16 protein-coding genes and 2 pseudogenes are annotated in these 23,692 nt (G+C 71.1%); 3 read left to right on the plus strand and 15 right to left on the minus strand.

Annotated elements, in window-relative coordinates:
* Positions 1 to 373, minus strand: a pseudogene (locus tag AB0383_RS47255) (hypothetical protein); the annotation flags it as partial.
* A gap of 490 nt (positions 374 to 863) precedes the next feature.
* On the opposite strand from AB0383_RS47255, the gene AB0383_RS47260 reads away from it, so the two are divergent.
* Positions 864 to 1,136 carry a hypothetical protein gene (locus AB0383_RS47260; protein WP_366191039.1) on the plus strand — a complete coding sequence of 91 codons (273 nt, stop codon included), beginning with the start codon at positions 864 to 866 and terminating at the stop codon, positions 1,134 to 1,136.
* Between the two features lie 186 nt (positions 1,137 to 1,322).
* Here the strand turns inward: AB0383_RS47260 and AB0383_RS47265 are convergent, their stop codons facing one another.
* From AB0383_RS47265 to AB0383_RS47290, 6 genes are all read right to left on the minus strand, one after another.
* Positions 1,323 to 2,729 (minus strand): L-fucose/L-arabinose isomerase family protein, encoded by a 1,407-nt coding sequence (locus tag AB0383_RS47265; protein ID WP_366191041.1) that lies wholly within the window; start codon positions 2,727 to 2,729, stop codon positions 1,323 to 1,325.
* Positions 2,726 to 3,739, minus strand: a complete 1,014-nt coding sequence (locus AB0383_RS47270) for a substrate-binding domain-containing protein (RefSeq protein ID WP_364189024.1) — start codon at positions 3,737 to 3,739, stop codon at positions 2,726 to 2,728. The genes AB0383_RS47265 and AB0383_RS47270 overlap by 4 nt, the downstream gene beginning before the upstream one ends.
* Before the next feature lie 28 nt (positions 3,740 to 3,767).
* Positions 3,768 to 4,769: an ABC transporter permease gene (locus AB0383_RS47275; protein ID WP_366191044.1), complete on the minus strand. Its 1,002-nt coding sequence runs from the start codon at positions 4,767 to 4,769 to the stop codon at positions 3,768 to 3,770.
* Positions 4,766 to 6,292, minus strand: coding sequence for a sugar ABC transporter ATP-binding protein (locus tag AB0383_RS47280; RefSeq protein WP_366191046.1), 1,527 nt, complete (start codon positions 6,290 to 6,292; stop codon positions 4,766 to 4,768). Before AB0383_RS47280 ends, AB0383_RS47275 begins: the two co-directional genes overlap by 4 nt.
* Before the next feature lie 1,027 nt (positions 6,293 to 7,319).
* On the minus strand, positions 7,320 to 7,577 hold the full coding sequence (locus tag AB0383_RS47285; protein ID WP_366191048.1) for a hypothetical protein: 258 nt from the start codon (positions 7,575 to 7,577) through the stop codon (positions 7,320 to 7,322).
* Complete coding sequence (locus tag AB0383_RS47290) at positions 7,550 to 7,867, minus strand: cupin domain-containing protein (protein WP_366191050.1); 318 nt, start codon at positions 7,865 to 7,867, stop codon at positions 7,550 to 7,552. The genes AB0383_RS47285 and AB0383_RS47290 overlap by 28 nt, the downstream gene beginning before the upstream one ends.
* A gap of 386 nt (positions 7,868 to 8,253) precedes the next feature.
* Between AB0383_RS47290 and AB0383_RS47295 the strand changes: the two genes are divergently transcribed.
* Positions 8,254 to 13,725: a biotin carboxylase N-terminal domain-containing protein gene (locus tag AB0383_RS47295; protein ID WP_366191053.1), complete on the plus strand. Its 5,472-nt coding sequence runs from the start codon at positions 8,254 to 8,256 to the stop codon at positions 13,723 to 13,725.
* A gap of 265 nt (positions 13,726 to 13,990) precedes the next feature.
* Here the strand turns inward: AB0383_RS47295 and AB0383_RS47300 are convergent, their stop codons facing one another.
* The 4 genes and pseudogenes from AB0383_RS47300 to AB0383_RS47315 all read right to left on the minus strand — a co-directional run bounded on the left by AB0383_RS47300 (position 13,991) and on the right by AB0383_RS47315 (position 17,480).
* A complete protein-coding gene (locus tag AB0383_RS47300; protein ID WP_366191055.1) occupies positions 13,991 to 15,085 on the minus strand; it encodes an iron-containing alcohol dehydrogenase in 1,095 nt (364 codons plus the stop codon).
* Between the two features lie 64 nt (positions 15,086 to 15,149).
* Entirely contained in the window at positions 15,150 to 15,437 is a 288-nt protein-coding gene (locus AB0383_RS47305; protein WP_364189138.1) for an aldehyde dehydrogenase family protein, read from the minus strand.
* A 19-nt stretch (positions 15,438 to 15,456) separates the two neighbouring features.
* Positions 15,457 to 16,383, minus strand: a pseudogene (locus AB0383_RS47310) (aldehyde dehydrogenase family protein); the annotation flags it as partial.
* The gene (locus tag AB0383_RS47315) at positions 16,371 to 17,480 is read right to left on the minus strand and encodes a mandelate racemase/muconate lactonizing enzyme family protein (protein ID WP_364189039.1); all 1,110 of its coding nucleotides are present in this window, start codon (positions 17,478 to 17,480) and stop codon (positions 16,371 to 16,373) included. The gene AB0383_RS47315 and the pseudogene AB0383_RS47310, both read right to left, overlap by 13 nt.
* Positions 17,481 to 17,578: 98 nt before the next feature.
* Here AB0383_RS47315 and AB0383_RS47320 point away from each other — a divergent pair, with 98 nt between their 5' ends.
* Positions 17,579 to 18,337, plus strand: a complete 759-nt coding sequence (locus AB0383_RS47320; protein ID WP_366191057.1) for an IclR family transcriptional regulator — start codon at positions 17,579 to 17,581, stop codon at positions 18,335 to 18,337.
* 279 nt (positions 18,338 to 18,616) lie between these two features.
* Here the strand turns inward: AB0383_RS47320 and AB0383_RS47325 are convergent, their stop codons facing one another.
* The 4 genes from AB0383_RS47325 to AB0383_RS47340 form a co-directional block, all read right to left on the minus strand.
* Positions 18,617 to 19,831, minus strand: coding sequence for a PadR family transcriptional regulator (locus AB0383_RS47325; protein ID WP_366191059.1), 1,215 nt, complete (start codon positions 19,829 to 19,831; stop codon positions 18,617 to 18,619).
* A gap of 650 nt (positions 19,832 to 20,481) precedes the next feature.
* Positions 20,482 to 21,771 (minus strand): MFS transporter, encoded by a 1,290-nt coding sequence (locus tag AB0383_RS47330; protein WP_364189048.1) that lies wholly within the window; start codon positions 21,769 to 21,771, stop codon positions 20,482 to 20,484.
* A 192-nt stretch (positions 21,772 to 21,963) separates the two neighbouring features.
* Positions 21,964 to 22,470: a flavodoxin domain-containing protein gene (locus AB0383_RS47335; protein WP_366191062.1), complete on the minus strand. Its 507-nt coding sequence runs from the start codon at positions 22,468 to 22,470 to the stop codon at positions 21,964 to 21,966.
* 69 nt (positions 22,471 to 22,539) lie between these two features.
* The gene (locus tag AB0383_RS47340; RefSeq protein ID WP_366191064.1) at positions 22,540 to 23,670 is read right to left on the minus strand and encodes a nitric oxide synthase oxygenase; all 1,131 of its coding nucleotides are present in this window, start codon (positions 23,668 to 23,670) and stop codon (positions 22,540 to 22,542) included.
* Between the last annotated feature and the right edge of the window lie 22 nt (positions 23,671 to 23,692).

The raw sequence follows: 23,692 nt of genomic DNA on the forward strand, positions 1-23,692 counted from the left end.
GTGGTGCCGCGGGTCGCCGGGCTGCGCTGTGGCCGGCGGTCAGCGCGGCCGCGCGGACGGCCGGTGGGGTGGTGGTGCTGCTCGCGGCGGCCACGGTGCTGTCGCGCGCGCTGGGTGATTCCGGCGCGCGTACCGCGCTCGCGTCCGCCGGACTGCCGCTCGCCTTCGCCGCGGGCGCGCTGGCCCTGGCCGGGGCGCCGCCGACGTCCGCGGCGGGCGCGTGTCCGGGACTGTTCGGCGATGCCCTCGCTTTCGGTCCGCCGCAGGTGCTCGCGGGGTGCGCGGCCGTGCCGGTGGCGTCGCTGGTGGCGCTGGTGGCCGTGGCCGAGCCGGGTGCCGGTGTTCGTGGGGGGCGCTCATGGCGAGCGTCCACGGCGGGGCCGCCGCGTGGCACGCGACGGGCGGCGCCGGCGCCGCCGCCGGCGCCGCGGCTTCGGCAGCGGGCGTGGTTCTGGTTTTCTCGCCCTTGTCCGGACCACTGGTCGCGCGGCTCGGGCGGGTCCCGGCGCCCGCGTTGCCGCAGACCACGGCCGACCTCGTGCGCGATGAACCCCAGCCGCAGCGGCGCGCGGTGTACGCGAGGTGGTGCGGGCCGAGCAGTTCCTCACGGGGCTGCTCGGCGGGGCGGCCGTCGCGGCGGCGGCGGCGGAGGAGGAGAAGGAGGAGGAGGAGGAAGGTGTATTGGCCGCGGACGGGCGGACGTCGGCGATCGTGCTGCTCGCCGTGCTGGCACTGGGCTTCTCCGTGCAGGCCCGGCTTTATCCGGCCGTGCGGCAACGGCCTCCGCTGCCCGCGACGGGGCTGCACGGGTTCCCGGCGCCGGCGGTCGATCAGCTGATCGCCGAAACCCCCAGACAGTCGCCGTGCAGGCGCTGGGGTCCTCCGTGCAGGCCCGGCTTTATCCGGCCGTGCGGCAACGGCGTCCACTGCTCACGGCGGGGCTGTGCGGGTTCGCGGCGCCGGCGATCGGCCCGCTGATCGCCGAAACCCCACTGACGGTCGCCGTCCTAGCGGTGGAGTTCTCCATGCAGATCCGGCTTTATCCAACAGCGCGGCAACGGCTCCCGCTGCTCACGGCGGGGCTGTGCGGGTTCCCGGCGCTGGCGGTCGTTCAGCTGATCGCCGAAACCCCCTGACAGTCGCCGTGCCCGCGTTGATGGTGGCGGCCGCGATGGCGGCCCTGCTCAGTCTCGTGCACAGCCGGAGCGCACCGGGGGCGCGGCTCGGGCGGTACGCGGAGCTGTTCGAGGTGCTGCCGAAAAGTCTCACCCGCGCATGGTCACTCCTCGCGCACGCTCACGGCCGCCGTTGGCCGGAAGCGGTCAGCGCGTCCACTCCTCCACGCGCACCCCGAGCAGCTCCGCCGCCACGCGCAGCTCGCGCCGGCGGTCGCCCGGGACGGCGTGGATGTGGTTGGCACCGAATCCCCTCAGGAACACCGGCGCCTCGACATCGAGCCGGGCGAACGCGTGCGGCCATTCCGGTGTGGAGCGAGCGGCCAACGCCGTGTTCGTCGCGTCGTCGTAGCATTCGAACTCGCCCAGCACGAGCTGCAGCCGATAGGCGCCGTCGAGCCGCGTCAGTCGCGCGAGGGTCATCTGCCCGGGCGCCGCGAAGTGCGCGACGGACGCGCCACCGGCGGGAAAGAAGAACACCGACGGATACAGGTGCACCCGGCCGAGGTTCTCCGCCGGATTGTCGCTGCGGGCGGCGAACCACGTCGCGTGTTGTCCGGAATTGCACAGATCCCACACGTCGCGATTGGGATGGTGGTGCCGGACGTCCGCGAACAGCACCGGCGTGCCCGTGATGCGGTGCATCAGCTGCATCGTCAGCGCACCGTCCATATCGGACTCCGTGGCGGTGACGTGGACGGCCTTGGGCCCGTTCCAGTCGTACGGGTCGTTGAGCAGCGCCTCCGCCACGTCCATCGTCGCGAAGTTCTCCGTGAGCTCAGGCTGGGCTTTGATGCCCGAGAAGTCCAGGTGCCGCTCGGCCGCGATATCCCGCACGGCCAGGTACGCCTGGATCTGCCGCTCCAGCAACGCAGGCGTGAGCTTCTCCCCGTCATAGTGGACGGTCGCGAGCCGCTCCAGCCACTCGCGCCCGCGCGCGGCCTCGACGGCATCGGCCTTCTCCGCGCGCAGCACGAGCTCGTACTGGTCGATCTCCTCGACGTCCACGCCGAATTGCCGCATCCACTGGTCCGTGTTCGCGACGGCCGTGTTCATCCCCATCGGCCGCCCGCCGAAGCGCCCGAACGTCGAGCCGCGCAGCGACGCCACGGCGCCGGCAGCCCGCGCGTGCAAGACGACGTCGTCGACCAGCGCCGGGGCGTCCGGCGCGCCCCACAGCCGCGTGTGGCGGCGGCCGAGCTGGTCCAGGGCGCCGCCCGCGGCGAGCATCCCGACGAGCCCCGGTTCCGCCGGATCGGTGGACGCGACGAGCAGCAACGGCGTCGTCGTCGCGTCGGCCGCCAGCATCGTGAAGTGCGGGAAGCTCCAGACGGCGTAGTAGAACACCGTCACGTCCACCGAAGCCGCGGCGACGGACCGGGCGGCCGCGGTCGCCGTGGTGTTGGTGGCCACGAGCCCGCCGCTGATCACGTCGTGGCCGGCGGCGGTGAGAGCGGTGATGAACGAGTCCACTTTGGATCGGATGAACCCGATGTTGCGCCGGTGCACGTGATCGCGACCGTCGGAGATCGCGATGACCCCGATGCGCGTCATGAGCCTTGGTTCAACTCGGCGTAGACCTGCGTGGCGTTGTCCTTGGTGATCAGCCGCGTCTGCAGGGTCTGCGTCTTCTGGACCTGCCCGCAGTCGACGAGCAGTTTCTTGGCCGCGGCAACGGCTTCCGCCCCGCCGGTCGGGTAGATGAACGTGGCCGACAGCCGCCCGGCCTCCACCGCCTTGATGCCACCCTCCGGCACCGGGAGCCCGTCGATGCCGACGATCGGCAGAGCCGCCTTGCCCGCGTTCTGCGCGGCGAGCCGCGCGCCTTCGGCCATCGGGTCGTTCTCGGAGAAGATCGCCTGCGCGTCGGGGTGGGCCTTGAGCAGCGCGTCGGCCTGCTGCTGGCCCTTGTCGCGCAGCCAGTCGGCGTCGGCCGTGCCGACGATCGTGATGCCCGAGCCCGCGATGCCCTCGTTGAAGCCGTCGGCGCGTTCCTTCGCCGGCGTCGAACCCGCGAGGCCCTTCAGCTCCACGATCTTCCCGCCCTGCGGCAGGAGGTGCTGCTTGAAGTACTGGCCGGCCTGGCGCCCGATGTCCACATTGTCCGCGCCGATGAACGACGTGTATGCCTCACCGTCCACTTTGCGGTCGAGCACCAGCACCGGAATGCCCTGGTCGTAGGCCTTCTTCACGACGCTGGTGAGCGGCGTCGCCTCGTTGGGGCTGATGATCAGCAGGTCGATCTTCTGCGTGAGGAACGTGCTGACCTGCTCCACCTGTTTCGAGTTGTCCTGCGCGGCGTCGGCGAAGTTGACCGTGAACTGCGGGATCGACGCGGCCGCCTTGCGGATGTCGTCGTCCATGCGCACGCGGTAGGGCTCGCCGAGGTTGGCCTGGCTCATGCCGATGGTGAACTTCCCGCCCGGCCCCTTGCACGCCTGCGTGGCGGGCCCGGCGCCGGACGACGCACCGGGCGCGTTCTCGTGCGTGGTGCCGCAGGCCGTGGCCACGAACGCGACCCCCGCGACCGCGAGCGCCAGCCCGCGGCGAGTGGTGGTGGACATGTGAGCTCCTCTTCCCTGGCGAACGTCTCTACGGCCCGGCCTGCGCGCGGCCCGGACGCAGTCGCTGCAGTCCGGCGGCGAACACGATCACCACGCCGACCACGATCAGCTGCACGTTGGAGTCGATGTTGTTGAGCTGGAGGATGTTGTCGAGCACGCCGACGAGCAGCGCGCCCGCCACGGTGCCTAGCACGGTCCCGCGCCCGCCCGAGAGGCTGGTGCCGCCGATGACGACGGCGGCGATGGCGTTGAGCTCGTAGCCGTTGCCGTCGTTGGGTCCGCCGAAGTTGAGCTGTCCCGCGTGGACGATGCCGGCGAGCGCGGCGAGCAGGCCGCAGATGCCGAACACGAGCACCTTCACCCGCACCACGGGCACGCCGGAGAGCCGCGCGGCCTTTTCGTTGCCGCCGATCGCGTAGATGTGCCGGGAGAAGGCGCTCACCCGCAGCAGCACCATGGCGAGGGCGGCGACCACGACGAAGATGAGCGCGGGGATCGGCACGGTGCCGTTGAACGTCCGCTCCCCCAACAGCGAGAACGGGACCGGCGCCTGGCCGGGGCCGTCGCCGTAGGTGATCGACACGCCTTCGCCACCGGACCACATGCGCGCGAGCCCGCGGGCGATCTGCATGCCGGCGAGGGTGACGATGAACGACTGGATGCGGAACCGTGCGCTCGCGACCCCCTGGACCAGGCCGAAACCCAGGCCCAGTGCGAGGATCGCGAGCACGGCTGGGACGAGTGCCCAGTCGTTCGTGGTGAGCAGCTCGGCGATGCCGACGCTCGCCAGGCCCACCACCGAGCCCACGGACAGGTCGATGCCGCCGACGAGGATCACCAGCGTCATGCCGACGGCGAGGATGCCGATCTCGGAGATGGCGCGGACGACGTTGAGCAGGTTGTCGGCGCCGAGGAACACGAGGTCGCCGTCGTTCGAGGGTGAGAACACGATCGCGGCGGCGAACACCACGACGAGCCCGAAGACGCTCTGGAACCGGAACAGCGTGGCGAGCACCCTGCGGCCGGTCACCGGACGTCGCCCATCGACGCGGCGAGCAGCTCGCCTTCGCCGGCGAGGGCGGTGTCAAGCTCGTGCACGGTCTTGCCGCCGCGTAGCACCACCACGCGGTCGCAGACTCCCACGAGCTCGGCTGGTTCGGACGACGCGAGAAGGATTCCCACCCCGGTCTGTGCGACTTCTCCCAAGATCCGGTAGATCTCGGCCTTCGCGCCGACGTCTACTCCTCGGGTTGGTTCGTCGAGTAACAGCAGTTGTGGTTTTGTGAGCAAAGCGCGTCCGAGAACCACCTTTTGCTGATTACCTCCGGACAACGCGCCGACCGGGTCGGCCAGTGTGCGAAGTTTGACATCGAGCTGTTCGGCCGAGTTGTGCGCGGTTTCGCGCTCTCGGCCGGCGGAGACGATGCCGAAGCGGGCGAGGGCGTCGACGACGGAGAGGACGGTGTTGGCGAGGATCGAGTGGTCCAGCGAGAGCCCGGAGATCCGGCGGTCCTCGGGGACGAAGGCCACGCCGTTGCGGAGCGCGTCTCGCGGGGATCGCGGCCGGTATTCCCCACCGTTGAGCCGAATTCGGCCACTGGTGATGGTTCCGGGGGACGCGCCGTAGAGGGTTTCGAGGAGTTCGGTGCGTCCTGAGCCGAGCAGCCCGGCGACCCCGACGATCTCACCGGCGGCGACACTCAGGCTGACCCCCGCGAGTTCACGGCGGCCCGCCTTCGGTGTGACAACAAGTTCGTCTACCACCAAAACGTGTTCGTCTTCGGACGGCTTGGTGTCGGTCGTGAACATCTGCTGCACCGGCCGGCCCACCATCGCTTCGGCGACCTGTGACGCCGTCAGCTCGCGCGCGGCGAACTCGGCGACGACCTCGCCGTTGCGCAGCACCGTCGCCCGGTCCGCGACACGTCCGATTTCTTCCATGCGGTGGGAGATGTACACCAGGGCCACACCGGCTGTGCGCAACTGGTCGATCACTGTGAACAACCGCTCGACTTCGCGGGGGGAAAGCGCCGAGGTCGGTTCGTCCATGATCAGGATCTGTGCGTTCAGCGACAGCGCTTTCGCGATTGTCACCAATTGTTGTTCGCCGGTGCGCAACCGCTCGACCGGCATGGTGGCGTCGAGGTCCACACCGGACTGTTCGAGCAGGGCCCGGGTGGCGCGGACCATCCGCTTGCGGTCGAGCACGCCGTAACGGGTGTGCGGCTCGCGGCCGAGGAACACGTTCTCCGCCACGGAAAGCGCCGGCACGAGGTCGAGCTCCTGGTGGATCATCGCGACGCCGGCCCGCTGCGCGTCGGCCGGGCGGGCGAACCGGACCGGCACCCCGCCGATCCGGATCACCCCCTCCTCGGCGGCCACCTCTCCGGAGAGAACTTTCATCAGGGTGGACTTGCCCGCCCCGTTCTCCCCGAGGAGCGCGTGCACCTCCCCCGCCCACACGGTGAAATCCACCGAACGAACTGCACGCACTCCGCCGTAGGTCTTGCTGACGCCGGCCAGCTCGACCAGCGCGACGCCGTCGTCGCCCATCCCCCTCGATCCCACCGTTCGAGAAATCGATTACCAGCGAACGTAAGGGGGCCGGCGAGGTGTGTCAAGAGTCACTGGACAACCGGTCGAAAACGAGGGAAACCGGACCGGCCGGCACACAAATGTGCGGAAAGCCTCGGCCGAGGGGGTCAACCCGCTACTCCGCTCAGTCCGCGGCCGGCCAGGCCGGCCGATCGCGCCACAGTGCGGTCCGGAGCTCGGTCAATGCGCCTTACTGAGCCCAGCTCAGCCAAGAAAACGCGGCACCACCGGCACGGCCCGGAGCCCTGCGCGCACCACCGGGCGGCCAAGTCAGGCAGGCGGGCCGATCGCGCCACAGCGCGGTCCGAGGCTCGGCCAACGCGCGATAGCGAGCCGCAACTCGGCCAAGAAACGCGGCACCACCCGCACAGCCCCCAGCCCTGCCCGCACCACCGGACAGCTAAGACAGGCAGGCCACTCGCACCACGACGAGGTCCAGGCCTCGACCAACGCGCGATAGCGAGCGCCCACTCGGCCAAGAAACGCGGCACCACCCGCACGGCCCGCAGCCTTGCCCGCACCACCGTGCAGCCAAGTCAGGCAGGCAGGCAGGCCGATCGCACCACAGCGCGGTCCGGGCCTCAGCCAACGCGCGATAACGAGCCCCAGCTCAGCCGAGAGAACGCAGCATCACCCGCACGACCGTCAGCCCTGCCCGCGGCGCTATCAGCCGGCCCGCCGGGCCGGCTGATAGCGCCGCAGCGAGGTCTGCCGCTCAGCACACGCCGGCCAGCGCCCCGCAGCCCACACGCCGCAATCCGAAGCCCGGAGATTCGGGGCCACACCGCGCTCGGGCAAGAAGTTCAAGACTCACAGCCCGAGGTCCGAGCACAATGTCCGAGCCTCAAACCCGGAAGGCCCGAGCCACACCGGCCGGACCCCAAGGACCGATTCCCGAGGCCCGAAGCCTGAAGCCCGAGGCCCGAAATCCACAGCCCAAGACCGCCGGCATCACCGCAGGCGAAGTGCACCGGCAGACACCCCGTCAATCCTCCATACCACCAGGTGACCAATCCACCGCGCCTCCCGGAAAATCCACCACCGCAGCGCGCTCCGGCTCCCCCGCCAAGAGCCGCGTCCACACCGGACTCACCGTGAAGTGGTTGTCGAACTCCTCCTGCGTGGCCAGGACCTCCGCGGGATCCGCCGCACCTCGCCGGATGCGGTCGCCCAGGCGGAAGTAGTCGAAGCGGTTCTCGCCCGGCGCCTTGACGATCAGCACGTCAGCGCCGGACTCGGCCAAGGTGCCCAAGCGTGCACCACACCCGGAGGCACGAGCAGGTAGTCGCCGGCGGTCAAGACCACCACCTCGTCGCCGACGAGGACGCGAAGGCGACCGTCGAGCAGGTAGAACATCTCCGGCGCGAGCCGGTGGAAGTGCGGCGGCGGACCGTCCACACCCGGCCCCAGCGTCGTCCGTACCACGTTCATCACGCCGCCGGTGTCGGCGGCGTCCGCGAGCAGCCACGTCCGGTTCGGTGCGGCGCCCAGCACCTCGGCTTCACCACCCCGGACCAGTACCGGCTGATTCATCCCGACCTCCTCAAGCGGCCATCCACAGAAAAATAGTACGGTGCCAAACTATTCGGAGCCAAACCACATCGGAGGGTTGAACAACCGGTGACGATCACGCACCGTCCCGGCGACAACCTCGGCCACGCTCCGCACTCTCGCGGTTTCCCCAGTCCGCGCGCCGTACGTTGATCGGGTGGTTTGTGGCAGACCTCGCGCGAAACGTGTCCCCGGCGGTGTGGCCTGGGCAACTTTTTGGCGGGTTCCCACAATGCAGCGGCTCCGGCATGCGCCATGCACGACATTGGTGTACCCGCCGGTAAGGGAGCAGGGTGTAAGCGAAGACAGGCGACGATCCGGACACGGACGTCGCCTGCTGCGCGTGGGTACTTGGGAGGCTCAGTCCGGTGTTCAGTCGTGTCGCCATCGTGAACCGCGGGGAAGCCGCAATGCGGTTGATCCACGCTGTCCGAGATCTTTCCGCGGAGACCGGTACACGGATCGAGACGGTCGCCCTCTACACGGACGCGGATCGGTCCGCGACGTTCGTGCGGGAGGCCGACGTGGCCTACTCGCTCGGGCCGGCCTCGGCGCGCCCGTACCTCGATCTCGCCAAGCTGGAGAAGGCCCTGGTCGAGACGAAGGCCGACGCCGCGTGGGTCGGCTGGGGCTTCGTCGCCGAGGACCCGGCGTTCGCCCAGCTGTGCGAGAAGGTGGGGGTGACCTTCATCGGGCCGAGCGCTGAGGCCATGCGCCGGCTCGGTGACAAGATCGGCGCGAAGCTGATCGCCGAGGAGGTCGGCGTCCCCGTGGCGCCGTGGAGCCGCGGCGAGGTCGCGACGCTCGAAGACGCGCTGGCGGCCGGTGACAAGATCGGCTACCCGCTCATGCTCAAGGCCACCGCGGGCGGCGGCGGGCGCGGCATCCGCAAGGTGTCCTCGGCCGACGAACTCACCGACGCCTACGAGCGCACCAGCCAGGAGGCACTGCGCGCGTTCGGCAGCGGCATCGTGTTCCTGGAGCGCCTGGTCACGGGCGCCCGCCACGTCGAGGTCCAGGTGATCTCCGACGGCGAGACGGCGTGGGCCCTGGGCGTGCGCGACTGTTCCGTCCAGCGGCGCAACCAGAAGATCATCGAAGAGTCGTCGTCGCCGGTCCTCTCGCCGGACCAGACGGCCGAGCTGAAGTCCTCGGCCGAGCGGCTCGCGGTCAAGGTCGGCTACCGCGGCGCGTGCACCGTCGAGTTCCTCTACCACCCGGGCGAGAAGCTGTTCGCCTTCCTCGAGGTGAACACCCGCCTGCAGGTGGAGCACCCGATCACGGAGATCACCACCGGCACGGATCTGGTGCGGCTGCAGCTGCACGTCGCGTCGGGCGGCAAGCTCGAAGGCGAGCAGCCCGCCGAGCTCGGCCACGCCGTGGAGGCGCGGCTCAACGCCGAGGACCCCGACCGCGACTTCGCCCCGTCGCCCGGACACATCGCGCGGCTGCTGCTGCCGGCCGGCCCGGGCATCCGCGTCGACACCGGCGTGAGCGAAGGCGACACGATCCCCGCCGACTTCGACTCGATGATCGCCAAGATCATCGCCTACGGCCGCGACCGCGACCAGGCGCTCGCCCGTCTGCGTCGCGCGATGTCCGAGACGACCGTGATCATCGAGGGCGGCGCCACCAACAAGAGTTTCGTGCTCGACCTGCTCGACCAGCCCGAGGTGATCGACGCCAGCGCCGACACCGGCTGGATCGACCGCGTCCGCGCCGAAGGCCGCCTGGTCACTAGCAAGCATTCCGCGATCGCGCTCGCCGCCGCGGCCATCGAGGCCTACGAGGACGAGGAAGAGATCGCCCGCGTCCGGCTGCTGTCGACCGCGCACGGCGGCCGTCCGCAGGTGCAGTTCGAGAGCGGCCGTCCGCTCGACCTGAAGCTGCGCGGCGTCGCGTATCGCGTGAGCGTGGCGCGCATCGGGCCGAAGCGCTTCCGCGTCGGCATCAGCGGCGGCGGCGACGTGCACCCGGCCGACGTCGAGATCGAGCGCTTCGACTCCCACAGCGGCCAGATCACCGTGAACGGCACGCGGTTCCGCCTCGTGGCCGCCACGCACGGCCCGATCCACCTGGTCGAGGTCGACGGCGTCACCCACCGCGTGAGCCGCGACGAGGGCGGTGTCGTCCGCTCCCCCGCGCCCGCGCTGGTGGTCGCGACGCCGCTGTCGATCGGCGACGAGGTGGACATCGGCGCCCCGATCCTCGTGCTGGAGAGCATGAAGATGGAGACGGTGCTGCGCGCGCCGTTCCGTGCTCGCGTGCGGGAGCTGCCCGTGTCGGTCGGCAGCCAGGTCGAGACCGGCGCCGCGCTGATGCGCCTCGAGCCGCTGGCCGACGAGGACGAGGCAGAGGAAACCGCCGACGCCGGCGAGACCGTGGAAATCGAGCTGCCCGCCGAGCCCACGGCCACCTCCGCCGCCGACCGCGCGGCCCGCGGACTGCAGGACCTGCGCGGCCTGTTGCTCGGATTCGACGTGGACCCGCACGACCAGCGCCGCACGCTCGCCGGCTACCTCACCGCGCGCGCTGAGCAAGGTACGACCCGGCCGCTGGCGGGCGAGGTGGAGCTGCTGGGCGTGTTCGCCGACCTGTCGGAGCTCACGCGCAACAAGCCGGCCGGCGAAGACGTCAGCCCGGCGAGCCCGGTGCACAGCGCCCGCGAGTACTTCCACACATACCTGCAGAGCCTCGACGTGGAGCGCGCCGGGCTGCCCGAGACGTTCCAGGCCCGGCTGCGCCGCGTGCTCGGCCACTACGGCGTGGCCGACCTGGAGCGCACGCCGGAGCTGGAGGAGGCGGTCTTCCGCATTTTCCTGGCCCAGCAACGGGCTTCGTCGGACGTCGCGATCGTCACGGCGCTGCTGCGGCAGTGGCTCACGGAGGCGCCGCCCACCGGCGACCTGCGCGAGGAGGCCGGCCTGGCGCTGGAGCACCTCGTGGCCGCCACGCAGGTGCGTCACCCCGCCGTGAGCGACTTCGCGCGCGGGGTGGTGTTCCGCTGGTTCGCCCAGCCGCTGCTGCGCCGCGCCCGCGCCGAGGTCTACGCCGAGGTCCGCCAGAGCCTCAAGCACCTCGACCGCAACCCGGACGCGGCGGACCGCGCGGAGCTCATCGCCGGCATGGTGTCGAGCTCCGAGCCGCTGGTGCGGCTGCTCGGCCAGCGCATCGGCCGGCCGGGCACGGATCCCGCGCCGCTGCTGGAAGTTCTCACCCGACGTTACTACGGCAACAAGAGCCTGTCCGAAATCGAACGGCGCGAAGTCGCCGAGTGTGTGTTCGTCACCGCGGAGCACGCCGAGCCCGCGCGAGTGGTCACCACGGCCGTGGACTTCGCGCGGCTGCCCGCCGCCGTCCACGCCGCGGGTGAGCTCGCGAGCGACGCCGACACCTACGCGGTGGCCGACATCTACGTGACGTGGGCCGACCAGCCCGACTCCGACGCGATGGCCGCGCGTCTGGGCGAGGTCATCGCCGCGCAGCCGCTGCCGGAGGCGATCACGCGCATCACCACCACCGTCGCCGGAGGCGGCGGAGCTGTGATGCACCACCACTTCACTTTCCGCCGCGGCGCCGATGGCTTCGCGGAAGACCGGCTGATCCGCGGCCTGCACCCGCGCGTGGCCGAGCGGATGCAGCTGGAACGGCTGCAGGAGTTCGACCTCACGCGCCTGCCTTCGGCCGACGAAGAGGTGTACCTGTTCAAGTGCGTCGCGCAGGCCAACCCGGCCGACGAGCGCCTCGTCGCGATGGCGCAGGTGCGCGACCTGACGCCGCTGCGCGAGGCCGACGGCCGGCTCGTGTCGCTGCCCGCGGCCGAGGACACGCTGGCCGCGTGCCTCGACGCGATCCGCAACGTGCAGGCGCAGCGCCCGGCCCGGAAACGCTTCGACACCAACCGGATCGTCGTCTACGTGTGGCCGCCGAGCGACCTCACCATGGACGAGCTGAACCTGCTCGCCCAGCGGGTGCTGCCGTCGACGGCGGGCGCGGGCCTGGAGGAGATCCAGTTCCTGGCGCGGCGGCGCAACCCGGAGACGGGCGAGATGACCGAGCTGGCGGTGACGATCCGCAACGAGGTCGGCTCCGGCGTCCGGCTGACAGTCGGGGAGCCTTCGCGCGAACCGGTGCAGCCGCTGGACGACTACCGCCAGAAGGTGCTGCGCGCGGCTCGCCGCGACACCGTCTACCCGTACGAACTCACCGACATGCTGGCCGGCGAGGGCACGTTCACCGAGCACGACCTCGACGACGCCGGTGCCCTGGTGCCGGTCGACCGGCCGAAGGGCCGCAACAAGGCCGGGATCGTCGCGGGTGTCGTCTCCACGCCGACCGCGCGGGTGCCCGAGGGGCTCGAGCGCGTGGTGCTGCTGGGCGACCCGACGAAGTCCCTCGGCGCGCTCGCGGAGCCGGAATGCGCGCGGGTGATCGCCGCGCTGGACCTCGCCGAGCGGATGCAGGTGCCGCTGGAGTGGTTCGCGCTGTCGGCCGGGGCCAAGATCTCCATGGACTCCGGCGTGGAGAACATGGACTGGGTGGCGGCCGCACTGAAGCGGATCGTCGAGTTCACGCAGGCGGGCGGCGAGATCAACATCGTCGTCGCCGGCATCACCGTCGGCGCACAGCCGTACTGGAACGCCGAAGCGACGATGCTCATGCACACCAAGGGAATCCTGGTCATGACGCCGGATTCCGCGATGGTGCTCACGGGCAAGCAGTCGCTCGACTTCTCCGGTGGCGTGTCGGCCGAGGACAACTTCGGCATCGGCGGCTACGACCGCGTGATGGGCCCCAACGGCCAGGCGCAGTACTGGGCGCCGAACCTGGCGGGCGCGCGCGACGTGCTGATGTCCCACTACGACCACACCTACGTGGTCCCGGGCGAACCCGGCCCGCGCGCGGCCGCGACATCGGACCCGGTGAACCGCGACGTGTCGGACTTCCCGCACGCGATCGTCGGCAGCGACTTCTCCACGGTGGGCCAGATCTTCTCGACCGAGCACAACCCGGACCGGAAGAAGCCGTTCGACATCCGCACGGTGATGCGCGCGTTGTCCGACCAGGACCACCCGGTGCTGGAGCGCTGGGCCGGCATGGCCGACGCGGACACGGCGGCCGTGCAGGACGTGCACATCGGCGGGCACCCCGTGTGCCTGCTCGGCATCGAGTCGCGCTCGGTGCCGCGCCGCGGCTTCCCGCCCACCGACGGCCCGGACACCTACACCGCGGGCACCCTGTTCCCGCGCTCGTCCAAGAAGGCCGCCCGCGCCATCAACTCCGCCAGCGGCAACCGTCCGCTGGTGGTGCTGGCGAACCTGTCGGGCTTCGACGGCTCCCCGGAGTCCATGCGCAAGCTCCAGCTGGAGTACGGCGCCGAGATCGGCCGCGCGATCGTCAACTTCGACGGCCCGATCGTCTTCACCGTGATCTCCCGCTACCACGGCGGGGCGTTCGTGGTGTTCTCCAAGGCGCTCAACCCGAACATGACGGTGCTCGCCCTGGAGGGCTCCTTCGCTTCCGTGCTGGGCGGCGCACCGGCCGCCGCGGTGGTGTTCTCGGGCGAGGTCACCACGCGCACGGCTAACGACCCGCGGGTCTCCTCGCTGCAGGCGCGGCTGGGTGAGCTGAACGGCGCCGAGCGCGCGGCCTGCGCGGCCGAGCTGGCGGAGGTGCAGTCGTCCGTGCGCGCCGAGAAGCTGGGCGAGGTGGCCGCCGAGTTCGACCGCGTGCACAGCATCCAGCGCGCGGTGGAGGTCGGCTCGGTGGACGCGATCGTCAGCGTGGCGGACCTGCGGCCGCGGATCGTGGAGGCGATCGAGCACGGGTTGAAGCGCTGAGGTTGGTGTTGGGAAACGCCGAGCCCCTGGTGGGGTCCGGCGTTTCTCTTTGTCCTCAGCAGACGGAGGCGGAGACGCCGGCCACGCGCGGGCGTAGGCCGATGGCGACGGCCCGGTCCAGGACGCGAAAGCGTCCCGGTCAAGGGCCTGGCCGCGCACGCCGAGGCACCGCGTCGCGATGGGCCCGAGGCGTACGTCGCCCAGGCAGAACCTCGCGTAGCTGCCGGGTGAATGGGACCGGCGGTTCGGACCCATCGACTTATCCTCAGTAGACGGAGGCGAGCAGCTGCTCGACCTCGTCTTGCCGCGGTGAGCGAGGCGCGTTTTTCGTCACCGCGTCAGCCAGGGCGGCCGAGGCCACCGCGGGCAGGTCGGCACGGGTGAGGCCGAAGGCGCGCAGCGGGCGTTTGAGGTCGACAGCCATGGAGATCGCGCGGACGGCGTCGACCGCGGTGGGGGCGCGGAGGGATTCGGCGACGGTGGCGTAGGCGGCGGCCGCGAAGGGGGCCGTGTAGGTCATGACCTCCTCCAGCACGGCGGCCAGCGCGACGCCGTGCGGGGTGCCGGTGCGGGCGGTGATGGCGTGGCCGAGGCCGTGGACCAGGCCGAGGCCGGAGCGCGTCAAGGCCTGGCCGGCGAGGTGCGCGCCGAGCATGAGCTGGGAGCGGGCCTCCAGGTTGGCGCCGTCGCGGTAGGCGATCGGGAGCCAGACGCCGACGAGCGCGACAGCGCGGGCAGCGTCGGCGGTCGACACCGCGTCGGCGCCGCGGGAGGCGAGGGACTCGACGCCGTGGACGAGGGCGTCGAGGCCGGTGGCGGCGCTGATCGGGGCGGGGAGGCCGAGCGTGAGCTCCGGGTCGAGCACGGCGATCCGCGGCCGGACCGAATCGTGTCCGATGTAGACTTTCCGGCACAAGCGGGTGTCTTCCACCACGCCGAAACCGTTGGTTTCCGCGCCGGTGCCCGACGTCGTCGGCACGGCGACGATCGGCAGTCCGTCCGAAGCGGACCACAGCGTGTCGGCGTCGGCGGCGAGCGAGCCGGGGTTGCCGGCCAGCAGCGAGATGCCCTTGGCCGCATCCAAAGCGGACCCGCCGCCGAGGGCGATCACCACGGCAGCCCCGTATTCGCGCAGGCGGGCGGCGCCGCGGTCGAGCTCGGTCGTCGCGGGGTTGGGGCCGATGTCTTCGTGCACAAGGCACTCGACGCCGGCCGCGGCGAAGATCCTCTCGACGCGGCCGACGATGCCCGTCGCGCGCAGGCCGCGGTCGGTCACCACGAAGACCCGCGACCCGCCCAGCTCGGCGGCGAACTCCGGCAGCCGTTCGACGAAGCCAGGTCCGAACTCGGTCCGCACCACGCGTGCCCCTTTCCCGAAAGAGGTGGACAAGTCGACAACTCAGGCGAGGTCGGGCCAGGTGGTTTCAGCGCTGTGTGCGCATCGAGCGCGTGCAGCGACTTGTCGCGCCCCGCGTCGGTCGCTTTGAACCGCCGAACGGGGTGATGACGTCGCTCGCGTCGAACGTGTTCACCCACACTGTGCCCGCGCGAAGCTGCTTCGCAACGCGGTGGGCCGTGGTGACGTCGCGCGTCCAGGCTGAGGCGACGGGACCATAATCGGTGTCGTCGGCTAGGCGGCCGTCGTGGAGCACCGTCAGCTCGACGTAGCTGCCGCCGGTCTCGGTGAGCACGCGATTTGCGCGCAGCACCACCGTCCTTCGGCTCCGCCGGCACGATCACGCGCGAGCCGGCGTTGCAGGTCTGTCCGGCGTTGTAGAAGATGCTCCACGCCACGGCGGAAGCGGCGGCCGGCAGGTCCGCGTCACGCAGGATCAGCTGCGGCGGCTTGCCGCCGGCCTCCACGGCGACCTGCTTGCGGTTGGACGCCCCCGCGCAGACCTGGAACCGTCGCGCCACTTCGGGTGAGCCGGTGAACGCGATCTTGTCGACGTCGGGGTGCCGGCCGAGTGCCTGCCCGGTGACCTCGCCGCGGCCGGGAACGACGTTGAGCATCCCGTCGGGCAGGCCGGCCTCGGTGGCGAGCCGCGCGAGCACGAGCGGGGCCAGCGACGTCTGCTCCGCGGGCCTGAGCACCACGGAGTTGCCGGTGGCCGGCGCCGGGCCGAGCTTCCACGACGCGATGAGCAGCGCGTAGTTCCACGGCACGACGGCGCCCACGACGCCGAGCGGCTCGCGGGTGATCAGGGCGAGGGCGTGGCCGGGTGTGGGCGCGACCTCGTCGTAGGTCTTGTCGACGGTTTCGGCGTACCAGGCAAGGGTTTCCGCTGTCTTGGCGACGTCGATGCGCAGCGCCTCGGCGATCGGTTTGCCCATTTCGATGGCGTCGAGCAGGGCGAGCTCGTCGGCGTGGTCCTGGTTGAGTTCGACCCAGCGCAGGAGGACGCGGTTGCGGTCGCGCGGTGGGAGTTCGCGCCGGCGGCCGTCTTCGAAGGCCTCGCGGGCGGCTCGCACAGCGCGGTCGACGTCGGCGGTGCCGCAGTCGGCGACGTGGGCCAGCACGCGGCCGTCGCGGGGCGAGGTGGACGGGAAAGTGTTGCCGGACAACGGCTCCACGAACCCGCCGTCGATGAACGGCCTGGTCTCGGGAGTCAGGTTCCGCGCCGCGGCCGGCCGGTCTTCGTGCGTCAGATCCGCCACCGGTCCACCGCCTCCTCGTCGAGTTCGACGCCGAGCCCGGGTCGTCGTGGCACGGCGAGCTCGCCGCCCGCGGTGATCTTCAGGGGTTCGGCCAGCATGAAGTCGCGTCGTTCCGGAGTCCAGCCCGGTGGGTCGTACGGGAACTCCAGGTACGGGCCGGCGCCGACGCCCGCCGCGAGCGCCAGGTTTGCGAGCAGGCCGATGCCGTTGGTCCAGCTGTGCGGGGTGAACGCGCGATGTTTGAATTCCGCCACCTCGGCGAGTGTGCGGGCGCGGTGCATTCCCACCGCGAGAACGGCGTCCATCTGGTAGATATCGAGCACGTCCTGTTCGAGATAGGACAACAAGTCGGGCACCGAGTGGTGCATTTCTCCCGCGGCGATGCGAAGCCCGGGGTTTTCCGAACGCAGGGTGCGAAAACCCTCGACATCGGCGTAGGGCAAGGGTTCCTCGACCCAGAACACGTCGAGTTCGGCCAGGCGGCGCACGAGCCGGCGGGTCGCGGCGAGGTCCGCGGCGGGCGCGGTGTCGCCGGCCATGCGCCACGACTGGTTGAGATCCACCATGATGTGAAAATTCGAACCGAGCGCATCACGCACGGCGGCGACGGTCTCGACGCCTTCCTCGGCGCGGTCGCGATCGATGCGGATCTTGAGCGCGCGGAAGCCTTCTTCACGGGCCTGCTGCGCTGCTTCGACGCGTTCGGCCGGCGGCTTGAGCTCCGCCGAGGACGCGTAGACGGGCAGCGACTGCGCGGCGTTCCCGAAGAGCGTGGCGACAGGCAGGCCGGCGACCTGGCCGATCACGTCCCAGAGCGCGGCTTCGAGCGGCCAGTAGCGGCCGCCGTGGAAGTTGGCCGTCTCGATGGCTTTGACGTGGCGGACGATGTCGAGCGGGTCGGTGCCGAGGAACAGGTGCTCCACGGCCTCGAAGCCCGCCATCGTGTCGCCGGAGCCGATGCCGGTGACGCCTTCGTCGGTGTGGACGCGCACGATCGTGGCGTCGAAGTGCCCCCGTGGCTCGGGGTCCCACGCCGCGTGCAGCGGGGGGTCGAGCGGCAGGCGCAGGTGGTCGAGGGTGATCGCGGTGATCTTCATCGGATTCGACGCTACGAGCGCGCCGGGCGGGCCGACAAGGGTGCGCGGGACATCGCAACGTGTGTTGCGCTCAGGCCAACTCGGCTTAGGGTTCGGCCATGACAGTGTCCGGGCACGGCCTGCGCCGAGACCTCGACCTGCTCGAGGCCCTGGCGTCGGCCGACGCCCAGCGCGCGGGCGGCCTCGGCGTGGTGCGGCTGGCCACGTTGACCGGGCGCGAGAAGAGCCAGGTCTCGCGCGCGCTCAAGGCGCTGGCGCTGGCGGGCGTGGTCGAGCGCGACCCCGACACCCTCCGCTACCGCATGGGCCGTCGACTGTTTTCGCTGGTCGCGCGCAGTGCGGAGGACCGTCTGGTGCGCGCCGCGGAGCCCGTGATGCACGCGCTGTCGGCGGACCTGGAGGAGACGAGCCATCTGTGCGTGCTGCGCGACCGCGAAGTGCTGACGCTGCTTTCGGTTTCGGGACACTCGTTCCGCGTCCACGAATGGGAGGGCCGCGGCGTGCCGGCCGACCGCACCTCGGCCGGGCGCGTCCTGCTGTTCGACGCGACGCCTGACGAGCTCTACGTGCGGTTCCCCGGCCATCCCGCGCTGCCCACTCTGTGGACCACGATCCGTCACGCGCGTGACGAGGGGTTTGCCCGGGTGGTGGAGGAGTTCGAGCCCGGGCTGTCCGGTGTGTCGGCTCCGGTGCGGGACTTCCGGGGGCGGGTGGTGGCGGCGTTGAACATCTCGGCGCCGGATGCGCGAATCGGTTCGCGGCTGGCGGAGGCGGGGCACCGGACGATCGCGGCGGCGGATGTGGTGTCGGCGCATCTGGGGTGGGAGCCGGAACCACCGCCGGGGCGGATGACCTGAGGGGGCGCCGAAGTTTGACGCCGGGCATCGACCCCGGGTGATTCGGGTTGGGTGCTGCGGCGCGGATGATTCGGTACTTCAATGCCGCGCATTTGCTTCGGCGCAACAGAACTGGCCGCCGCCGAATCTGAGTGCTCGTGCCCCAGAGCACGGCACATCGGCGGCGCGTGTCGACGCCGCAGGACGAGTGAATGGAAGCCGAGCCCGGGTCGAGCTTGCCCGCCGCCGGGGTGACGGGCGGGCGCCGAGTCCACTGTGGACTCGGCGCCCCTGTGCCGGTCAGTCTTCGGGGTCGTCCTGGTCTTCGGCGAGGAGGGCGTAGAGACGGCGGCGCGCGTCGGCCAGGATTTTGCGCATGTCGGCGGCCTGGGAGTCGGTGCCGGTGTACGCGACCTGGCCCGCGGCGGCCCAGAGGTCGCCGAGTTGCTTGTGCAGGGCGGCGAAGCGGTCGGCGGCCGGGTCGTCTTCGGGAGCGTGGGAGGCCCACAGCGCCGCGAACTCCTCCTCACGGCCGGCGACGTGCTCGCGCCCCGCCTCGGTCAGCTGCGCGACGCGGCGGCCGCCCTCCTCGGCCGAGCGGACGAAGCCCTCGTCCTCCAGCTGCTGCAGGATCGGGTAGATCGAGCCGGGACTCGGGCGCCACTCCTCGTTCGAGCGGCGCCGGATTTCCTGCATGAGCTGGTAACCGTGCATCGGGCCTTCGGCGAGCAAGGCGAGTACCGCCGGGCGCACGGGCCGCGCCGGGCCGCGGGAACCGCGGCCGCCCCACTGGCGGCCGTCGCCGAACCACGCGCGCGGACCGCCTGGGAAGCCTTGGAAGCCTTGGAAGCCGCCGAAGCCCGGGCCACCGGGAAATCCGGGCCCCGGCGGAACCGGCGGCATCGGCGGAGGCGGCGGGAACCCGCCCGGCCCGCGCGCCGCGTCGGGCGCGAAGCCGAAGGGGTCGCCGGGGTCGCCGAAGTGGCCGGGGCCGTGGTGGCCGGCGAAGTGGTCGGGGGTGGCAGGGCCGTGGTGGCCGCCGAAGTGGTCGGGGGCGCCAGGGCCGTGGTGGCCGACGCCGTGGTGCTCGCCGAAGCCGAATTGCTCGAACTCGCCTGAGCCTTCCGGCCCACCGAAATACCCGGGAGCGCTGGGGCCGTGGTGTTCGAAGCCGTGGTGCTCGAAGCCGGATCGCGCAGACTCGCCCGGGGTGTGCGGGCCGCCGAGGCCCGGGTGGTGCCTGCCGTGCGCGCCGGGGTGGTCGAATCCCGGGGCGCCTGGGCCGTGGTGGGTGAAGCCGAAGCCTCCGCCCCGGGGCGGTCCGCCGTGGTGGCCGCCGAGGTGGTCGGGAGCGCCAGGGCCGTGGTGTTCGAAGTTTTGGCGCTCGAAGCCGTGGTGCTCGCCGTCGTGGTGGGTGAAGCCGAAGCGGGCGGGGTGGTGGCCGGCGAAGTTGCGGGGGTCTTGTGGGCCGCCGAAGCCGTTGAACATGTGGTGGGTGCCTGCTGTCCTGGTCATGAGAAATCCCTTCGTGTGCTATCGCCGACATACCCACGATATATCGGCGGCCTATCGTCGGCAACCTTGCTGGTCAAAGCGGTGAAGGACGATCGGCGGTCCGCGGGCCGGAAGCACGCGGAGGTAAATGTCGGCGGGGACGAGGCGGTGGGTGGAGAGGGCGAGGGTGTGATCACCGTGGGGCTCGGACGCGTGGTGATGCCGGCCGGGTGTGCCGCTCGGACGTCGGTGCGCCGGTGCGGATCAGCACGACGATCCGCACCGGCGGGTGCGCCCGGGTGCCGGGCCGCGGGTGAGCCGCGAGCGACTCCGGGACGGGGCAGGGCAGGGCAGGGCAGGGCAGGGCGACACAGGGCGGAGCCGAGCAGGACTGGGCAGTACGGGGCTGGGCAGGGCTGGGCGGGCGGCGCCGGGACCGGGCAGGGCGGGGCAGGGCCGGCAGGACACGGCGACGCACGGCGGAGCCGAGCAGGGCTGGGCAGTACGGGGCTGGGCGGGGCGGAGCCGCGACGGGGCAGGGCTGGGCGGGGCGGCGCCGGGACGGGACGGGGCAGGGCGGGGCAGGACAGGGCCGGCAGGGCACGGCGACGCAGGGCGGAGCCGAGGAGGGCTGGGCAGGACGCGGCTGGGCAGTGCGGAGCCGACCTGAACTACTGCGCGCTCGTCGCCGGTGCGGTGGTCGCCGCCTCGGCGCCGAAGCGGATGGACTTGGCTTCCTTGCCCACGGCGGTCAGGACGGCGACGCAGACCAGCGCCGGGATGACTGTCCACAAGAGAGCGGCCGAATAGCCTTGCGACTGAGCGATGGCTTGCTGGATCGGCAGATTCAGCGCGGCCAGGAGGTTGCCCAGCTGGTAGGTGACGCCGGGGTAGAAGCCGCGGATCGCGTCGGGCGACATTTCTGTGAGGTGGGCCGGGATGACGCCCCAGGCGCCTTGCACCATGATCTGCATGAGGAACGAGCCGAGCGCCAGCATGCCCGCGCCGTGGTCGAAGGCGAAGATCGGGATGATCGGCAGGCCCAGCACGGCGGCGCTGACGATCGTCACGCGCCGCCCGAAGCGTTCCGACAGGGCGCCGAACGTGAGGCCGCCGATGATCGCGCCGATGTTGTAGATCACGGCGATCCACGTGCTCGTCGAGGCGCTCAGGCCGGCGCCGCCGTGTTCGGTGGACTTGAGGAACGTCGGATAGACGTCCTGGGTGCCGTGGCTGAGCCAGTTGAACGCTGTCATCAGCACGATCAAATAGGCAAAGCGGCGGATGACCTTCGCGTTGAGCAGCACGTCTTTCACCGACGTGCGCGTGACCCGCATCTTCTCCTGCGCGGCCACCCACACCTCGGATTCCTTGACCCGCGCGCGGATCAGCAGGCTGATGAGCGCCGGGAACACGCTCAGCACGAAGATCCAGCGCCAGTCCAGGTCCAGCGCGGTGTGGAACAGCAGGTACGCCAGCGCGGCCACCAGGTAACCGCTCGAGTAACCGGCCTGCAGCACCCCCGAGAAGAACCCGCGCCGCTGCACCGGAATCTTCTCCATGGCCAGCGCCGCGCCCAGGCCCCACTCGCCGCCCATGCCGATGCCGTAGATGAACCGCAGGATCAGCAACACGGTGAAGTTCGGCGCCACCGCGCAGAGCACACCGGCGACGGAGTACAGCAGCACGTCCACCATCAACGGGATCCGCCGCCCGACGCGGTCCGCCCACAGCCCGAACACCAGCGCCCCCACCGGCCGCATCACCAGCGTCGCCGTGGTGATGAACGCGAGCTGCGTCGCGGTAGCGCCGAAGGACTTGTCCTTGGCGATGTCCGCCAGGATGAACACGACCAGGAAGTAGTCGAACGCGTCCATGGTCCACCCGAGCCAGGCGGCGATGAACGCGTTGCGCTGGTCCGAGGTGAGTTTGGGTTTCTTGCCCGCCGTGGCATCCGGCACCGGAGTCCCCCTGCTCGTTGGTGAGTTTCGAGGTGTCGCCGGTGTTGGTCTACACCTGAGTGAGTGACCGGGCAACCGATGTGGTTTGGCGGTTTTGGTGGCATTCAAGGGTTTTGCGCGGATTCCGGCACGGCCGGAGCAGGGCGCGCGAAGGTCACGAAGGTGATCGTTACCGATGAAACCGGCAAGTGTTCAGAGAGAAACGTGCGAGCTCACGTGGTTCCCGACGTCGCGGGCCCATGCGCGAATCCGCGCCCAGTCGCGGAAATCGCCGACGCGGGACCCGCGCGCCATCAGCCGCGGCAGAACCCCCCGGACGAGCGCTGGGTCCAGCCGCCCGCCGAAGGTCGTGGTGCGTTCCGCGTCGATGCTCGCCGCCAGGAGCGCCACGGATGCGGGAAGGCTCACGTGCACCAGGGAGGCGGCCTGCCCGCACGGGCCACTGTGGAAGAGCCAGACCTGACGCTCACGCAAGGCCGCCACGTTGCGCTCCAGCAGACGGACCGCGGACGGACGCCAGCGCGAGTAGTACAGCCCGCTGCCGACGACCACGGCCGTGTACGGGGTGACGTCGGCGACGTCGGCCGCGTCCCGGGTGTCCACGGTGTGCCCGAGGGCGCGCAGTTCTTCCGAGACCACCTCGGCGATCTCGCGGGTGCCGCCGGTCTTGCCTGCGTGAGCGACGAGCACTGCGGTCATGCCCCTATTGTCCGCCTTCGGGGGACCGTCGGCGCCCCCAGTTCGCCGAGATCCGCCGAACGGCTGTTCTCATTGGCCGGGCAGGAGGAACGCCGGACGCGTCGCGGGGTCGGGTTCGTCGTAGTAGCGGTGGAAAACCGGGGTCTGCGCGCCGGAAAGCGGTGGCACGACCCAGCTCCAGTCGGCCGGGCACGAGCGGCCCGCTCGCTCCTCTCGTTCGAGGTGCGTGAGGAACCGCTGCGACTCCGAGTGGTGGTCGGCGATGGTGACGCCCGCGTGGTCGAACGAGTGCTGCACGGCCAACGTCAGCTCCACCAAGGCGCGGTCGCGCCACAGCGTGCGGTCGTCGTCCGTGGACAGGCCCATGAGACCGGCGATGACAGGCAGCAGGTTGTAGCGCGTGACGTCGGCGAGGTTGCGCGCGCCGATCTCCGTGGCCATGTACCAGCCGTTGAATGGCGCCGCGCGGTAGCGCAGGCCGCCGATCTCCAGCGGCATGTTGCTGATGGCGGGCACGGCGTGCCAGCGCAGGCCGAGGCCGGCGAACCAGCGGTGGTCCGGGTGCGTCAGCGGCACCTCCAGCACGGCGTCGGCGGGCAGCCCGAACAGCTGCCGCGAACCCGGTTCCGCCTCGACGAGCAGCGGCAGCACGTCGAACGAACCGCGCCGCTCGGGTGCGTGCCAGCCCAGCTCGCGCACGGTGTCGGTGAACTCGACGTACTGCGGATCGCCCAGCACGGAGCCGTCTTCGAGGCGGTAGCCGGCGTAGCGGATGAGCTGGTCGTTGTGGATGCGCGGGCCCGGCGCGGTGGGGCTGTCCGGTGCGAACGCCGTCAGCGTGGGCCGGATCCGGCCGCCGCGGGTCGCTTCGTGCAGGTGCGTGACGCATTCGGCGGCGACCCCCGCGGCGTCGCGCACATCGCGGCGGTCGCGCACGCGCAGGCCGCGCCAGTAGAGCCGGCCGATGCAGCGCGCGGAGTTGCGCCACGCCACGCGCGCGCCGTGGGCCAGTTCGGCGTAGGTGTGCCGGTAGGAACCGGTTTCGGCGATCTCCTCCTTGATCTGCGCCAGCCGCTCGTCGACCCGCAGGCCGGGCACGGCGGCTTCCGCGTGGCAGAGCCGGATGAATTCCTCGGCCTCGCCGTATTCGACGGTTGTCACCCTCTCGGGCGGTAACGATGCGTCGAAATTCACTCGCATGGACGCAACGGTCACCGGGCTA

It is taken from the genome of Amycolatopsis sp. NPDC051373, from assembly GCF_040689465.1.
Lineage (GTDB): Bacteria > Actinomycetota > Actinomycetes > Mycobacteriales > Pseudonocardiaceae > Amycolatopsis.

What these genes read in the sequence shown, in the direction of transcription:
- AB0383_RS47325 (WP_366191059.1), bottom strand. Translation starts at nt 19,831, where the DNA reads ATGACCAGGACAGCAGGCACCCACCACATGTTCAACGGCTTCGGCGGC.
- AB0383_RS47315 (WP_364189039.1), bottom strand. Translation starts at nt 17,480, where the DNA reads ATGAAGATCACCGCGATCACCCTCGACCACCTGCGCCTGCCGCTCGAC.
- AB0383_RS47280 (WP_366191046.1), bottom strand. Translation starts at nt 6,292, where the DNA reads ATGGGCGACGACGGCGTCGCGCTGGTCGAGCTGGCCGGCGTCAGCAAG.
- AB0383_RS47335 (WP_366191062.1), bottom strand. Translation starts at nt 22,470, where the DNA reads ATGACCGCAGTGCTCGTCGCTCACGCAGGCAAGACCGGCGGCACCCGC.
- AB0383_RS47270 (WP_364189024.1), bottom strand. Translation starts at nt 3,739, where the DNA reads ATGTCCACCACCACTCGCCGCGGGCTGGCGCTCGCGGTCGCGGGGGTC.
- AB0383_RS47340 (WP_366191064.1), bottom strand. Translation starts at nt 23,670, where the DNA reads ATGCGAGTGAATTTCGACGCATCGTTACCGCCCGAGAGGGTGACAACC.
- AB0383_RS47290 (WP_366191050.1), bottom strand. Translation starts at nt 7,867, where the DNA reads ATGAATCAGCCGGTACTGGTCCGGGGTGGTGAAGCCGAGGTGCTGGGC.
- AB0383_RS47265 (WP_366191041.1), bottom strand. Translation starts at nt 2,729, where the DNA reads ATGACGCGCATCGGGGTCATCGCGATCTCCGACGGTCGCGATCACGTG.
- AB0383_RS47320 (WP_366191057.1), top strand. Translation starts at nt 17,579, where the DNA reads ATGACAGTGTCCGGGCACGGCCTGCGCCGAGACCTCGACCTGCTCGAG.